General features: G+C 63.3%; 17 protein-coding genes. 12 read left to right on the forward strand and 5 right to left on the reverse strand.

Annotation, left to right across the window (positions count from 1 at the left end):
- The first annotated feature begins 65 nt into the window (after positions 1-65).
- From ACN0TK_RS13855 to ACN0TK_RS13870, 4 genes are all read left to right on the forward strand, one after another.
- Positions 66-857: an inositol monophosphatase family protein gene (locus ACN0TK_RS13855; protein WP_417310107.1), complete on the forward strand. Its 792-nt coding sequence runs from the start codon at positions 66-68 to the stop codon at positions 855-857.
- 176 nt (positions 858-1,033) lie between these two features.
- Positions 1,034-2,053, forward strand: a complete 1,020-nt coding sequence (locus ACN0TK_RS13860) for a flagellar motor protein MotA (protein ID WP_417310108.1) — start codon at positions 1,034-1,036, stop codon at positions 2,051-2,053.
- 24 nt (positions 2,054-2,077) lie between these two features.
- On the forward strand, positions 2,078-3,094 hold the full coding sequence (locus ACN0TK_RS13865) for a peptidoglycan -binding protein (RefSeq protein WP_417310109.1): 1,017 nt from the start codon (positions 2,078-2,080) through the stop codon (positions 3,092-3,094).
- Between the two features lie 42 nt (positions 3,095-3,136).
- The gene (locus ACN0TK_RS13870; RefSeq protein WP_417310110.1) at positions 3,137-3,421 is read left to right on the forward strand and encodes a YrhK family protein; all 285 of its coding nucleotides are present in this window, start codon (positions 3,137-3,139) and stop codon (positions 3,419-3,421) included.
- A gap of 23 nt (positions 3,422-3,444) precedes the next feature.
- Here ACN0TK_RS13870 and ACN0TK_RS13875 read toward each other — a convergent pair whose 3' ends face one another.
- Entirely contained in the window at positions 3,445-5,178 is a 1,734-nt protein-coding gene (locus ACN0TK_RS13875; RefSeq protein ID WP_417310111.1) for an ABC transporter transmembrane domain-containing protein, read from the reverse strand.
- Positions 5,179-5,439: 261 nt separating this feature from the next.
- Between ACN0TK_RS13875 and rpmE the strand changes: the two genes are divergently transcribed.
- Positions 5,440-5,661 (forward strand): 50S ribosomal protein L31, encoded by a 222-nt coding sequence (rpmE, locus tag ACN0TK_RS13880; protein WP_417310112.1) that lies wholly within the window; start codon positions 5,440-5,442, stop codon positions 5,659-5,661.
- Positions 5,662-5,728: 67 nt separating this feature from the next.
- Here the strand turns inward: rpmE and ACN0TK_RS13885 are convergent, their stop codons facing one another.
- The 3 genes from ACN0TK_RS13885 to ACN0TK_RS13895 form a co-directional block, all read right to left on the reverse strand.
- On the reverse strand, positions 5,729-6,139 hold the full coding sequence (locus ACN0TK_RS13885) for a GFA family protein (protein ID WP_417310113.1): 411 nt from the start codon (positions 6,137-6,139) through the stop codon (positions 5,729-5,731).
- A gap of 59 nt (positions 6,140-6,198) precedes the next feature.
- The gene (locus tag ACN0TK_RS13890; protein WP_417310114.1) at positions 6,199-6,729 is read right to left on the reverse strand and encodes a DUF1465 family protein; all 531 of its coding nucleotides are present in this window, start codon (positions 6,727-6,729) and stop codon (positions 6,199-6,201) included.
- 305 nt (positions 6,730-7,034) lie between these two features.
- Entirely contained in the window at positions 7,035-7,220 is a 186-nt protein-coding gene (locus ACN0TK_RS13895) for a DUF1192 family protein (RefSeq protein ID WP_417310115.1), read from the reverse strand.
- Between the two features lie 104 nt (positions 7,221-7,324).
- Here ACN0TK_RS13895 and ACN0TK_RS13900 point away from each other — a divergent pair, with 104 nt between their 5' ends.
- The 5 genes from ACN0TK_RS13900 to ACN0TK_RS13920 all read left to right on the forward strand — a co-directional run bounded on the left by ACN0TK_RS13900 (position 7,325) and on the right by ACN0TK_RS13920 (position 12,314).
- Positions 7,325-8,380 carry an NAD(P)H-quinone oxidoreductase gene (locus ACN0TK_RS13900; protein ID WP_417310116.1) on the forward strand — a complete coding sequence of 352 codons (1,056 nt, stop codon included), beginning with the start codon at positions 7,325-7,327 and terminating at the stop codon, positions 8,378-8,380.
- Positions 8,381-8,476: 96 nt separating this feature from the next.
- Positions 8,477-9,196 carry a DUF1013 domain-containing protein gene (locus ACN0TK_RS13905; RefSeq protein ID WP_417310117.1) on the forward strand — a complete coding sequence of 240 codons (720 nt, stop codon included), beginning with the start codon at positions 8,477-8,479 and terminating at the stop codon, positions 9,194-9,196.
- Positions 9,197-9,216: 20 nt separating this feature from the next.
- The gene (locus ACN0TK_RS13910; RefSeq protein ID WP_417310118.1) at positions 9,217-11,106 is read left to right on the forward strand and encodes a monovalent cation:proton antiporter-2 (CPA2) family protein; all 1,890 of its coding nucleotides are present in this window, start codon (positions 9,217-9,219) and stop codon (positions 11,104-11,106) included.
- A gap of 33 nt (positions 11,107-11,139) precedes the next feature.
- Positions 11,140-11,916, forward strand: coding sequence for a sulfite exporter TauE/SafE family protein (locus ACN0TK_RS13915; protein ID WP_417310119.1), 777 nt, complete (start codon positions 11,140-11,142; stop codon positions 11,914-11,916).
- Complete coding sequence (locus tag ACN0TK_RS13920) at positions 11,916-12,314, forward strand: VOC family protein (protein WP_417310120.1); 399 nt, start codon at positions 11,916-11,918, stop codon at positions 12,312-12,314. Before ACN0TK_RS13915 ends, ACN0TK_RS13920 begins: the two co-directional genes overlap by 1 nt.
- 76 nt (positions 12,315-12,390) lie before the next feature.
- Here the strand turns inward: ACN0TK_RS13920 and ACN0TK_RS13925 are convergent, their stop codons facing one another.
- Positions 12,391-12,564, reverse strand: coding sequence for a YdcH family protein (locus ACN0TK_RS13925; protein ID WP_417310121.1), 174 nt, complete (start codon positions 12,562-12,564; stop codon positions 12,391-12,393).
- A 194-nt stretch (positions 12,565-12,758) separates the two neighbouring features.
- On the opposite strand from ACN0TK_RS13925, the gene ACN0TK_RS13930 reads away from it, so the two are divergent.
- Both ACN0TK_RS13930 and ACN0TK_RS13935 read left to right on the forward strand, forming a co-directional pair.
- Positions 12,759-12,965, forward strand: coding sequence for a YdcH family protein (locus ACN0TK_RS13930; protein WP_417310192.1), 207 nt, complete (start codon positions 12,759-12,761; stop codon positions 12,963-12,965).
- A gap of 93 nt (positions 12,966-13,058) precedes the next feature.
- Positions 13,059-13,775, forward strand: coding sequence for a TetR/AcrR family transcriptional regulator (locus tag ACN0TK_RS13935; protein WP_417310122.1), 717 nt, complete (start codon positions 13,059-13,061; stop codon positions 13,773-13,775).
- The last annotated feature ends 86 nt before the right edge of the window (positions 13,776-13,861 follow it).

The raw sequence follows: 13,861 nt of genomic DNA on the forward strand, positions 1-13,861 counted from the left end.
ACCGGCGTTCTGCGGCAAAAGCGGCCCTCTTCCTTCCCCCCGGCATACGCGCGGAGTTTATCAGCATGCGCTCGGCGCTTCTCAATATCATGGTGCAGGCCGCCACCAAGGCCGGCCGCTCGCTGGTCAAGGACTTCAACGAGGTCGAAAACCTGCAGGTGTCGGTGAAAGGCCCCGCCGACTTCGTGTCCAACGCTGATCGCCGCGCCGAAGAAATCGTCTTCAAGGAGCTGCAGAAGGCGCGACCGACCTACGGCTTTCTGGGCGAGGAAGGCACCGAGATCGAGGGCACCGACGGCCAGCACCGCTGGATCGTCGACCCGCTGGATGGCACCACAAATTTCCTGCACGGCATTCCGATGTTCGCCGTCGCCATCGCGCTGGAACGCGGCCAGGAGATCGTCGCCTCGGCGATCTTCAACCCGGTGATGGACGAACTTTACACGGCCGAAAAAGGCGGCGGCGCCTGGCTGAATGACCGCAAGCGCCTGCGCGTTGCCGGCCGTAAGCACCTCGCCGATGCCGTCGCCGTGACCGGCATCAATTCGCAGGGCCGTCAGCTCGACAATCACCAGTTGAAACAGCTGGCGCATGTGACGCCGTCGGTTGCCGGCATCCGCCGCACCGGCTCGGCTTCGACCGACCTCGCCTGGCTGGCCTCGGGCCGGTTTGACGCCTATTGGGAAGCCGGCCTGAAGCCGTGGGACGTCGCCCCGGGCTATCTGCTGGTGCGCGAGGCCGGCGGCACGGTTTCCGACTTCAACGGCACGCCCGGCTCGATCTGGAACGGCCAGGTGGTGGCCGGCAACGAGACCATTCAGGGCCAGCTGCTGAAAATCCTGAAGTCGGTCCAGTAGGGTAGACGCTTACACGCCTCATGCTGCCGCGCCGGCCGCGGCAGCGCCCTCGGTCACCTTCGTGACGCAATCCCGCGTTTTCATGGGGTTATACGCCATGACCGGCCGCGAAATATTGCACCGCGCCGCCGAAACACTCTAGACTCTCCGCGATCCGATCGACCCAGGGCCGACACATGTCGCAAAGCTATGATCCGTACCACCTGAGCAGCCCGACGATCTACCTGGTCAAGATCCTGATCTTCCTGGTGTTGATCGCACTGGTCGGCGCAATACTGTTCAACTCGCTGATCGTTTTTTTCTGGGCCAACCCCTTCATCAACAGCCTGATCCTGCTGACGCTGCTGATCGGCATCGTGCTCAGCTTTCGCCAGCTCATGCGGCTGTTTCCAGAGATCCGCTGGGTGAATTCTCTGCAGGACGGTCAGATGCCGCAGCATCAGCCGCACCTGTTGGCGCCGGTCGCCAACATGCTGCGAGATCGGCTCGGCGAGACGGTGATCACGCCATCCTCGATGCGCTCGATCCTGGATTCGGTCGGCAACCGCCTCGACGAAGCCAAGGACACGTCACGCTACCTGACGGGCCTATTGGTATTTCTCGGCCTGCTGGGCACCTTCTACGGCCTGCTGGAGACCGTCACGAGCGTCGCCGGCACCATTCAGGCGCTGGATGCCACCGGCGGCGATACGGTGACGCTGTTCTCCAATCTCAAGGAAGGCCTGGCGGCACCGTTGGGCGGCATGGGCACGGCCTTCTCCGCCTCTCTGCTCGGCCTTTCCGGGTCGCTGATCCTGGGCTTTCTCGATCTGCAGACCTCTCAGGCCCAGAATGCCTTTTACACCGATCTCGAGGACTGGATGACCTCGATGACCGAGCTCGATCACCCGATCACCCAGATGCAGGCGACAGGCCTCGGCGTGTCCTCGGACGAGATGTCGGCCATGCTGGCCCAGTTCGGCTCGACTCTTCAGAACTCCAATTCCTCGCAGAACGCCATCCGGGCCATGGCCGAGCTGGCCCGCGGCATCGACGGTCTGGTCAAGCACATCCGCGCCGAGCAGGACGATCTGCGCAGCCACATCATCGAACAGGGCGAGACCAACAAGAAGCTGCGCGAGCTGATGGAAGCCATGCTGCGCGAAGGCGAGGCCGATCGGGCGAGTGCGGCGGCCGAAAAGCCCAGCGATGTCTAGCGCCAACGGCCAGGATTGCAGCTGATGGCTCGCACCCGCCGATCACAGGTCACCAACTACTGGCCAGGCTTCGTCGATGCGCTGTCGAGCCTGCTGCTCGTCATCATCTTCATGCTGTCGCTGTTCATGCTCAGCCAGTTCTTCCTGAACCAGCAGATCAGCGGCAAAGACACGGCGATGAGCCGGCTCAACGCGCAGATCGCCGAGCTGACCGAACTTTTGCAGCTGGAACAGGCCGGGTCGAGCGATCTCGAGGGGACCATTGCAACCCTGCAGGCCACCCTGAGCGACACCGTCAGCGAGCGTGACGCCATGGCGGCGGAACTGGCGAGTATCGGCACTGGCGATTCCGGCAAGGACGCCGAAATCGCCGCGCTGCGCTCGGAACTGTCGGACTCAGAAGACATGTCGCGCGACGCCGCCGCCCAGGTGGCGCTGCTGAACCAGCAGTTGAGCGCGCTGCGCACCCAGATCGGCGCGCTGGAACAGGCACTTGAAGCCTCCGAGAGCAAGGACACCGAAAGCCGCACGCAGATCGCCGACCTCGGCCGCCGGCTCAATCTTGCGCTGGCCCAGCGGGTTCAAGACCTGAGTCGCTACCGCTCGGATTTCTTCGGCAAGCTGCGTGAAATTCTGGAAGGGCGGGCCGATGTGCGCGTCGTCGGCGATCGCTTCGTCTTCCAGTCCGAAGTGCTGTTCGACGCTGGTGCCGCAGACATTTCGTCCGAGGGCGAAGAAGAATTGGCCAAGCTCGCCAGCGCCATTGTCGAACTTGAGGCGCAGATCCCCGAAGATGTGGACTGGGTGCTACGGATCGACGGGCATACTGACAAGCGACCGATCAATACCCCGCAGTTTCCTTCGAACTGGGAGCTGAGCGCCGCCCGCGCCATCTCGGTAGCGAAATATCTCGTGGCAGAGGGCGTCGACCCCGAGCATCTGGTGCCCGCCGGCTTCGGTGAATTCACTCCGATCGACGATGGCGACAGCGAAGAAGCCTATCGCCGCAACCGTCGCATCGAGTTCAAACTGACCGAGTAGCCGCAGCGCCCGCCGCAACCGCAACAGCAACGGGAGCCGCCGATGGCACTGTTTCGACCCGACACCGCGACAAAGAGCCAGCGCAACAAGCGCATCTATGCACTCTACGAACTCGGACACACGCTGGTCGATTTCGCCGCCGCGCTGTTCTTCATCATCGGCTCGGTCATGTTCTTTTTCGACGCCTGGCAGACTGCCGGCACCTGGTGCTTTCTGATCGGCTCTATCTGCTTTGCACTGAAGCCGACGCTCCGCGTGCTGCGCGAGATTCACTATCTCGCCATAGGCGACACCGAGGACGTGGCAGAAAAGGCGGAGAACGGCTGAACACCGCCACCGCAGGCTTAGGCCTACTCGGCGACGGCCAGCAGCGGCGTGTCGCGGAACTGCAGCTTTGCGAGTTCGGCATATTTGCCGCCCTTGGCGACCAGCTCGTCATGTGTGCCCTGATCGATCAGCCGCCCCTTCTCCAGGACGAGAATTCGATCGGCATCGCGGATGGTGGCCAGCCGGTGCGCGATGACCAGCGTCGTGCGCCCACGCATCAACCGCTCCAGCGCCACCTGAACATAGCGCTCGCTCTCGGCGTCGAGCGCCGAGGTTGCCTCGTCGAGCAGCAGGATCGGCGCGTCCTTCAGCAGGGCGCGGGCAATCGCCAGCCGCTGCTTCTGACCGCCCGAGAGCATGACCCCACGCTCGCCGACGATGGAGTCATAGCCATCGGGCAGATCCCTCACATAGTCATCGACCAGCGCCGATTTCGCGGCCGCCTCGACTTCGGAGAATGGCGCGTCGGGTCGCCCGAACCGGATATTGTCGGCAATCGTGCCAGCAAAGATCGTGGGCTCCTGCTCCACATAGGCAAAGCGGCTGCGCAGTTCTGAGGGCAGCACGGTGCGGGCGTCCACACCGTCGATCAGGATCCGCCCGGTGACAGGATCGTAGAAGCGCTGCACCAGCGAGAAAATCGTCGACTTGCCCGCCCCGGATGCACCCACCAGCGCGACCGTTTCGCCGTGTGCGACGGTGAAATCGAGATCTCGCAGCACCCGCTCGTCCTCGCGGCTCTGATAGGCGAAATTCACCCGATCGAACTGGACGGTACCGCGCGGCGGTTGCGGCATCGCGACCGGATTGGCCGGCGGCTTGATGCGCGGCTCGGTATCGAGAATTTCCACCAGCCGCTCGGTGGCACCGGCAACCGATTGCAGCGTACCCATCAACTCGCTGAGGTTGGACATCGCATTCGACGCCATCAACGCATAGATCATGAACTGCGCCAGCTCGCCCGCCGTCACGACACCGTCGAAAACCGCCTTGGAGCCCCACCAGATCAGCGCCACCAGCGCAGCGGTGGACAGGAACATCATGCCGCCCATCAGAGTGGCGCGGGTGCCCAGCCTATCCATTTCGGCCGTAAAAGACTGCTCGGCCCTGCTGCCATACTGGCGCGACTGTTCGGGCTCCTGCACGAAGCTCTTGATGGTCCGCGTCGCACCGAGCGCCTCGGTGGCCATAGCCGACATCTCGGCGATCGTATCCTGGGCGCGGCGCGACATGCGGCGCAGCCGGCGCGCGAACAGGATCACCGGCAGGATGACGGTCGGCCCGAGGATGACCAGAACGACGGCGAGGTAGGGGCTGGTGAGAAACATCAGCGTTACGGCGCCGACCAGCGTCACCAGAGCCCGCAGCGACATCGAAAGCGTCGCGCCGATTGCGCCGCGAATGGTCGCGACATCGCCGTTGAGGCGTGACGTGAGCTCACCCACCCGGTGCCGATCAAAGAACGCCGCATCGAGTGACAAGAGGTGATCGAAAACGGCGCGCCGCAGATCGGTGAGGACCCGCTCGCCCAGTGAAGAGATGAAATAGAATCGCGCGCCACTCGCCACGGACATGACCAGCGCCACGAGCACGGCGATGCCGCCATACTGCGCAACCGCGTTCAGATTCTCGGACAGAAAACCCTTGTCGATGATCTGTCCGCCAAGGGCGGGAATGATCAGTGAGGAAATCGAGGAGATCAGCAGGAACGCGATCGTCAGGCCAACCCTCCAGCGATAACGAAAGACAAAAGGCATGAGTCGCCGGATCGGCCGCAGATCTGTGCGTCCCCTGGCGTTCTTGTCGTCGCTGCGCCGCTGCCTTGCGGCAGCTGCCATTCTGCGTAAGCCGGTTCTCAAAGTGCCCCCGATATAGGTCGGCGCATCCCGCCCCGCAACTGAAATGGACGGTTTGCCAGCTCCCCTTGCGGAAGCACCCGATATTCTTTATGAAGCCGCAAAACTGATATCCGGCTTTTGCGGGCGCTTTAGGGCGCCCTTCCCATTTGAGGCACCGCCATGAAGAAAGATACCCATCCGGACTACCACATGATCACTGTGGCGATGACCAATGGTACGACCTACCAGACCCGTTCGACCTACGGCAAGGAAGGCGACACGCTGCAGCTCGACATCGATCCGACCACGCACCCGGCCTGGACTGGCCAGACCGGCAACCTGATGGATCGCGGTGGCCGCGTCTCGCGCTTCAAGGACAAGTTCAAGGGCTTTGGCATCTGAGCCAAGTCTCTTCGACGATACGAAACGCCCGGCCTTCGCGCCGGGCTTTTTGTTTGCCCCGACCCGCTCACCCGCGGCCGGTTTCGGTGGCGGCTACGGCCGGATCGATCTCCGCCCAGTCGACACGCGAGCGCGTCCAGGCCTCGCGGTCGGGCTTCACCACGCTCGGATCATCGAGGCTGCCGGCCTTGATGAAGACCACTTCGGGATGCCGCGGTGGCAGTGTGTAAAGCGGTGAGCCACACGCGCCACAAAAGAAGCGGGACACCTCGCGTCCGCTGTCGCCGCGCTTGGTAAAGCGGCTTGGCGCGCCTGCGACGATACGAAAGTCCGAAGCGGCGACTCGCACGCTGATGCCGAAGGCGCTGCCAGAAACATGGCGGCAATCGGAACAGTGGCAATAGCCGGCCGGGCCGACCTCGCCCTCATAGGCGTAGCGCACATCGCCACACAGACAACCACCCGTTATCGTCGTCATCGCCGATCCCCCGTCAGTCCACGGTGGGAAAGCCTATGGCGCGGCGAAGTCGGCGTCTACTAGTCGAGCCGGCCGAACGCGGCCTTGAGTCGCGCGAACTGCTCGGCGACGCTGCCGATCGAGGGGGAATCGTCGGCGGGGAGATCGGGCACGGAGCCGCGTTCCAGCTTGTCGAAACGCTGCACCCGCTCGAACAGCCGATCGCCATGCGCGATATAGTCGCGCAACCGCTGCGGCATCTCGGCATAGCCCGGACCACCGCGCTCGGACGGCGTGGCGGAAAACCGCACCTTTTCCTTTTCGGTGCGAGCATTTTCGGCCGTCAGTTCGCCTTCGTTCACCGCCCGCTGCAGCAGCAGCCAGGACGCAAGCTGCATTAGACGGGTAGTCAGGCGCATGGATTCGGTGGCGTAAAGGAAGGAGGCCTCGCGCGGCAGTGAGCGGCTTTCATCGCGCCCCTCGCCATCGAGGTAGGCGGCGACCTCTTCGATCAGCGCCATGCCTTCACGATACAGCGCATCAAACCCGCCCGAAGCGACGATCCGCGGTCCGATGGCCACTGCCTGACGATTGTCCTTGCTGTCGTCCACGCCATGATCCGTTCTTGGGGAATGGGGGGCCTCTGAGATGCCCTTGTAATGCGCCTTGGCATCTTAGGGGAGGCTTAACGCCGAAAACGTGACCCTGAAAAAGAAAAAAGAGCCGTCGAAACGGCTCTCGAAAGTTACAGGGAGGCGTCAAACAGAGGAAAAGGATCGCTCTGCCAAGTCCGGCGAACCGAACCCCTTAAAGTTAACAAGCGGATGTTAATTTGGGGTTAACGAGACTCAGTTTCTTAACCCTGCCAGAGCGTGAATGGCCAAGCGTCTGATCGCGCTGCTTTATTGCGCCTAGATCAGCTCTTGAAGAACGCGTCGGCGGCCGCACGAGTGGCGCGCGCCGAGGCAATGGCCGCTTCCAGCCTGGTGATCTCGGCGCGAACGAGCCCAAGGCGTTCCTCGAGTTCCTCCACCGACATGCCGTCGAGCTTCATGCCGACCTCATGGCCTGTCGGCTTGCGCACCACATCGTCATCGAACATCTCGCACGTCCTCCCTTTCTCAACCCCCGACTCTAAGAGGGCCAGATCGGCCAAGGCAAGGACGCCCTGTTGCCATCTGCGCTTGCAGTGATGAGGATGCCGAAATGACTCAGATACCCATGATGCGTGCCATCGCCATAACCGAGCCGGGCAGCGCCGACGTCCTGCAGCCGGTCGACCTGCCGCGACCCACCGCCGGACCGGGCGAAGTCGTGATCCGTGTCGCCGCCGCCGGCGTCAACGCGCCTGACCTCGCGCAGCGGCGCGGCGTCTACGACCCGCCGCCGGATGCCTCGCCGCTGCCGGGCCTCGAAGTGGCAGGCGAGATCGTCGCTGTGGGCGACGGCGTGGAGCGCTGGCGCGTCGGGGCCGCGGTGGTGGCCCTGACCCATGGCGGCGGCTATGCCGAATATGTCGCAGTGGCCGCCGGACAGGTTCTGCCCTGCCCCACCGGCTGGTCGCTGATCGAGGCGGCGGCCCTGCCCGAGACCTTTTTCACGGTCGAGCAGACGTTGGTGATGCGCGCCGGGCTGGCCGAGGGCATGCAGGTGCTCGTGCACGGGGCCGCAGGCGGCATCGGCGGGGCGGCGATCCAGCTGTCGCGCCTGCACGGAGCAGAGGCCATCGCCGTCGTCTCGACCAAGCAAAAGGCCGACTATGCCCTGTCGCTTGGCGCCCGCGCCGCCATCCGCCACGACAACGAGGATGTCGTCGCGCAGTGCAAGGCTCTGACCGACGGGCGGGGCGCAGACCGCATCGTCGATGTCATCGGCGGCGACATGCTGGACAACAACATTCGCGCCGCAGCCCGCTTTGGTCACATCGTGATCATTTCGACGCTGAGCGGCGGCAAATCCGAAATCAACGCCGGGCTGATCCTCGCCAAGCAGTTGACGCTGTCCGGGTCGACGCTGCGACCGCAAAGCGCCGCCACCAAAGCCGCAATTGCCGCGAGCCTTGAAAGCAGCGCCTGGCCGGCCCTCGCGGATGGCCGCATCAGCCGGCCGCGCATTCAGGCTCTGCCGCTCGATCGGGCCGCTGCGGCCCATCGCCTGATGGAGGATCGCAGCTTTTTCGGCAAAGTCGTTCTCGTGACAAACTGGGGGGAAACGCTGCTCACGACAGGGCTGGACGGTGACAATCCAATTGAAATGGCCTGAAGCCCCGGGTATAGAAGCACCAAATCCCCCTCAATTGTCATCGCACCGAGGCGGGGCGGACCGGAAAACCGGCCGCGCCTCAAGGAGACATATATTATGGCCACACCGCTATTGATGCCCAAGGCGACCGCTGTCTGGCTGGTCGACAATACGGCGCTCAGCTTCGACCAGATCGCCGCCTTCTGTGGTCTGCACCCGCTGGAAGTACAGGGCGTTGCCGATGGCGACGTGGCCGCCGGCATCATGGGGGCAAACCCCGTTCAGAACGGGCAGCTGACCCGCGAGGAAATCGAGAAGGCGGAAAGCGATCCGGCCTATCGCATGAAGATGAGCGAGCCCAAGGTTCGCGTCGCTGCGCCCAAGCGCAAGGGGCCACGCTACACGCCGATCTCGCGCCGCAACGAGCGCCCGAACGCCATCAAGTGGCTGCTGCGCAACCATCCCGAGATGAAGGACGCCCAGATCATGCGTCTGGTCGGTACCACCAAGTCGACCATCGACTCGGTCCGTGAAGGCACGCACTGGAATAACGCCAACATCACCCCGATGGACCCGGTGACGCTGGGCCTGAGCAGCCAGATCGACCTCGATCTCGAAGTGAAGCGCGCTTCCAAGGGCGCCCCGAGCCCGGACGAGGCCAGCCAGGGCACCATGCTGCTCTCGGCCGAAGAGGCCCTCTCCTCCGCCGGCTCGCGGTCCGCGCAGGATGAGGATGCCGAAGGCGGCACCCCGCAGCATACCGAGCGTGAGGAAGAGCTTGACGCCGATTCGGTGTTTGCGAAACTCACGTCTCTCAAGGACGATTCCGACAACTGACGCGAGAACGGGCAGGCTGAATGGAAGTCAATTTCCTGCTCGCAATCTTTGTGTTGCTGACGGCCAGCGTGCTGCTGGTGCCGCTCGCCAAATGGGCAGGTCTCGGCACGGTGCTCGGCTATCTGGCCGCCGGCATCTTGATCGGTCCATACGGCCTGTCGCTGGTGTCGGACAGCGAGGTAATTCGCTCGGTCTCGGAATTCGGCATCGTCATGATGCTTTTCCTGATCGGGCTTGAAGTCGAAGCCCGCGAATTGTGGCGCATGCGCAACCACCTGCTTGGGCTCGGCATGACCCAAATGGTGGTGACCTCGGGGCTGATCGCGGTCGTCTTCCACTTTCTGGGCTTTTCGTGGGGTCCAGCCGTGATCATCGGCCTGGCGCTGGCCATGAGCTCCACCGCAATCGCCATGCAGACAGTGACGCAGCGGGCCATCAGCCGCACCGACACGGGACGGGCGACGCTGTCGATCCTGCTGGTTCAGGACGTGGCGGTGATCCCAATTCTCGCCGTCATTCCTCTGATGGCCACGGTTTCCACCAACCCCGTCGAGCAGCTTGGCGAAGGCGTGCTGGATGTCGTCGACAATCCCATCGGCTGGCGCATCGCCATCGGCCTGGTAATAGCCTTCGTCCTCGCCATCATCGCCAGCCGCTATGTCGTGCGCCCGGCGATGAGCTGGATTGCGCGCTCGAAAGTGCCCGAGGCTTTCACCGCTTTTGCACTGGCCCTGGTCGTCGGCGCCGCATTGGTTGCGGAGAGCTTCCACGTCTCCCCGGCGCTGGGCGCCTTCCTCGCCGGCGTGCTGCTGGCAGAAAGCGAGTACCGCCACGAGCTCGAGAGCAATCTCGAACCCTTCAAGGGTCTGCTGCTTGGGCTGTTCTTCATCTCGGTGGGCATGTCGATCGCCTTCTCGGTGGTGATCGAAAACCCCATGCTGGTGCTGGGACTCGTCGTCGCAATCATCGCGGTGAAGATGGCCGTGCTGTTCGCCCTCGCCACCCTGTTCCGCATGCATGTCGCCGAGCGCCTGCTGCTCGCCGTGCTGCTGAGCCAGGCCGGCGAATTCGCCTTTGTGGTGCTGCAGTTCGCCCGCCGCGCCAATGGCATTCCCAGCGACGACCTGGAACTGCTGACCGTTGTGGTGGCGCTGTCGATGGCGGTGACGCCACTGCTGGTGTTCCTGTTCGACCGCCTGTGGGCGCCCAGACTCAACCGGCACAATGTCGTGCAGGGTGACCAGCCGCCGGGGCCCACCGACGAGGATGGCACGGACAAGGTCATCGTGCTCGGCTATGGCCGGTTCGGCCAGATCGTCACACGGCTGATGCGCGCCCAAGGCTTCGAGATGACCCTCATCGACGACGATCCGGCCCAGATCGAGCTGGTGAAGCGCTTTGGTGTGAAGGTGTTTTACGGCGACGGCGCGCGACTCGATATCCTGCGCGCGGCGGGGGCGGCCGAAGCGCGCATGATCGTCATCGCGGTAGCGGGCGGCGACCGCATTCTGCAGATCGCCGCGCTGATCCGGCGCAACTTCCCGCACGTGATCATTGCCGCCCGCGCCGTCGACCGCAGCCATGCCCATAATCTGATGGCGCTGGGTGTGGAGGTGTTCGAGCGCGAGACCTTCCACGCTGCCATCCGCTTAGGCGAGCGCGCCCTGGTGGCGCTCGGCAAGCCGGCCCACGAAGCGCGCCGGGTGAGCGCCGCCTTCGAGACCCACGACGTACAGATGCTGACCGACAGCTACGACGTACGGCACGACCAGGCGGCCTATGTCGGCCTCGTGCGTCGCTCGACCGAATTGCTGGACGAAGTGATGCGTGCCGACCGGGAAAGAACCGATCACCCCCCCGAAGAATCGCCGCCTGATATTGACAAGCCAGCCAAGGAAGGGTCCGACTGACCGGCCTTTCCAAGACCAATCCCGTCTTTTTCCATGCATGATCTGTATTTCTGGGCCGTCGCGGTCGCCGCGGTCTTCATTGTTGCCCTGAGCAAATCCGGGCTCGTTGGCAGTCTGGGCATGGTTGGCGTGCCGTTGCTGTCGCTGGTAATGCCGGCCCGGGACGCGGCCGGCATGATGCTGCCGCTGCTGCTGGTCATGGACGTTATCGCCGTTTGGACCTACCGCCGTGACGCCAGCTGGCGCATCCTCAAAATCATGCTGCCGGGCGCTCTGGTCGGTACGGCGATCGGCTGGGCGCTGTGGAGCGTCGTCAGCGACGCCATGGTGCTGCTCTTCGTCGGTGTGATCACCCTGCTCTTCGTGCTCGACGCGCTGCTGCCTCTACGCAAGAAGCTCGAAGGCCTGCCGCCCTCGAAACCCTGGGGCGTGTTCTGGGGCGGCTTTGCCGGCTTCACCAGCTTCATCAGCCATACCGGCGGCCCGCCGTTCCAGATCTATGTGCTGCCGCAGAGGCTCAAGCCGGTGGACTATGCCGGAACGACGGCCTTCTTCTTCGCCATCGTCAACACCACCAAGCTGGTGCCCTACTACTTCCTGGGTCAGCTCAATACCGAGAACCTGACCAATGGCCTGATCCTCGCGCCGCTGGCTGTCGCCGGTGTGCTGCTGGGCGTATGGCTGGTACGGCGCATTTCGGTGAAACGCTTCTACCAGCTCACCTACTGGCTGGTCTTCCTGCTCGCCCTCAAGCTGATCTACGATGGCGTGACGGATATCTTCTTCACCAGCACCGGGGTCGTTGCCTGATGACCAGCACCGCCTATCGCATCGATCACATCGCCCTGCTCGTGCGTGACCTCGACGAGACCGCGGCATTTCTGACCGACGTCCTCGGGATCGCTGAGATCGCCAACCCGATGGGGGGAACCGAAATCCGCTGGTTCGAGATCGGCAATGGCCAGCGCCTGCATGTGCAGGCCGGCGACATCTCGGCCACCCATGTAGAAAAGCGCACGCACTTTGCGCTGACGGCGCCGGACTTCGACGCAATGCTGGCGCGCTTTCGAGCCGAGGGCGTGGATTTTTCCGACATGAAGGGCACGCCGGGCGGCGTCAATGTGCGGCCGGACGGCATGCGGGCGATTTTCGTCGAGGATCCGAACGGCTACTGGTTCGAGATCAACGACTTCGCGCCGCCGGTCTGAGCGTCTGCCGACAGTCGGGCATCAAAAAAGGCCGCGGCGGCTGCCGTGGCCTTTCCCAGAATCGATAAGGGAATGATCAGGCTGCGCGATCCTGCAGCCGTGTCAGTTCGTCCTTGAGTTCCAGCTTCTTGCGCTTGAGTGCCGAGACGAGGAGGTCGTCGTGGCTGAGTTGATTTCTTTCGTTCTCGATTCTGAGATCGAGTTCCCGGTGGCGCCTTTCGAGCGATGCGATGTGGCCTTCAGTCGTCATGGACAACTCCTCTCCAACTTGCTTCGGGCGAATCGATCGTCACAAAAAATTCACGTCTTGTCGATGTGCGAGAACACGTTGTCAGGCCTCTGAGGAAAATTCAGATGCAAATCTTGGTCTGATCGGTTAACCCGGAGTAACCCCACACGCCGGGGGTTTTGCGGGGAAACGGACCGACTGCTCCGATGATGCAGCTGACACAGGAACAAGAGGCTAACCTGGGGCTCGAGCTTGCCGCCAAGCGCCAGGAGCACGCCGATCTCGACGCGGCCATCCATACGCTGGCATCGTCCGGCTATGCCGACCAGATGCTCCTGCAGCGGCTCAAGAAGCGCAAACTGGCGCTGAAGGATCGCATCACCTATCTCGAGAACATCCTGCTGCCGGACATAATCGCCTGAGCCAGAACGGCCGCGCGAAACAAATTGAAATTTGACATGACTGGATGTTGGGTTCAGACCCGAAGTCGGTCGACATTCAAGCTGGAGGGCCGGATGGCGCTTCCTCACCTTGCCTCTACGTCTGAAGACTACCGCGAAGTCATTATCTACGCGGCCAAGACCGTGTTCGCCGAAAAGGGTTACGACGCAACAGCGCTCGATGACGTGCTGGCTGCGGCCGGAGTGAGCCTCGACGAGTTTCAGCGCCACTTCGACGCCAAGGAAGATCTGATCGAGGCGTTGGCGCACAGCTATGCCATGCAGGCTGCGGCGTCGACACGAAGATTGCTCGATGACCCGACGCTGGACAGCTTCGCCAAGCTCAGCGGTTTCTTCGACGATATGCGCGGCCAGAAACTGAGCTCGGCGGCAGAGTTTCGCGCGACATTCGCGCCGCTGCTGCGCGACGAGAACCTGCAACTGCACGAGCGCACCCAGCGCGCCATAATCGAAGTCGTGCGCCCCATGCTGGTGGAGATCATCACCGAGGGTGTCGCCGAGCGCACCTTCGATACACCGGACCCCGAAAGCGCGGCCGAGGTCATCGTCTATCTGCTCAGCTCTAACCGCCAGCTGATCATCGACCTGCATGCGACGCGTGACAAGGAAACGCTGGAGCGCCTTTCAGAGAAGCTGGTGACCAAGGTGGCCTATGTGTCGACCGTGATCGACCGCATTCTCGGCCTGCCCGAGGGCAGCCTGGATCTGGCCGACCGGGCAACGCTGCAAATGCTGGTCTGTGCCGTTAACAGCACGGCCGACGCCGCCTGACGGCTTGCGCTTCGTCCGTACGCCCCCTAAGGGTGGATTTTAGAGCGGGGGGACCAAAGTGCCGACTTCACCAGCCGTCGCCATCG

It is taken from the genome of Devosia sp., assembly GCF_048261455.1.
Classification (GTDB): Bacteria; Pseudomonadota; Alphaproteobacteria; order Rhizobiales; family Devosiaceae; genus Devosia_A.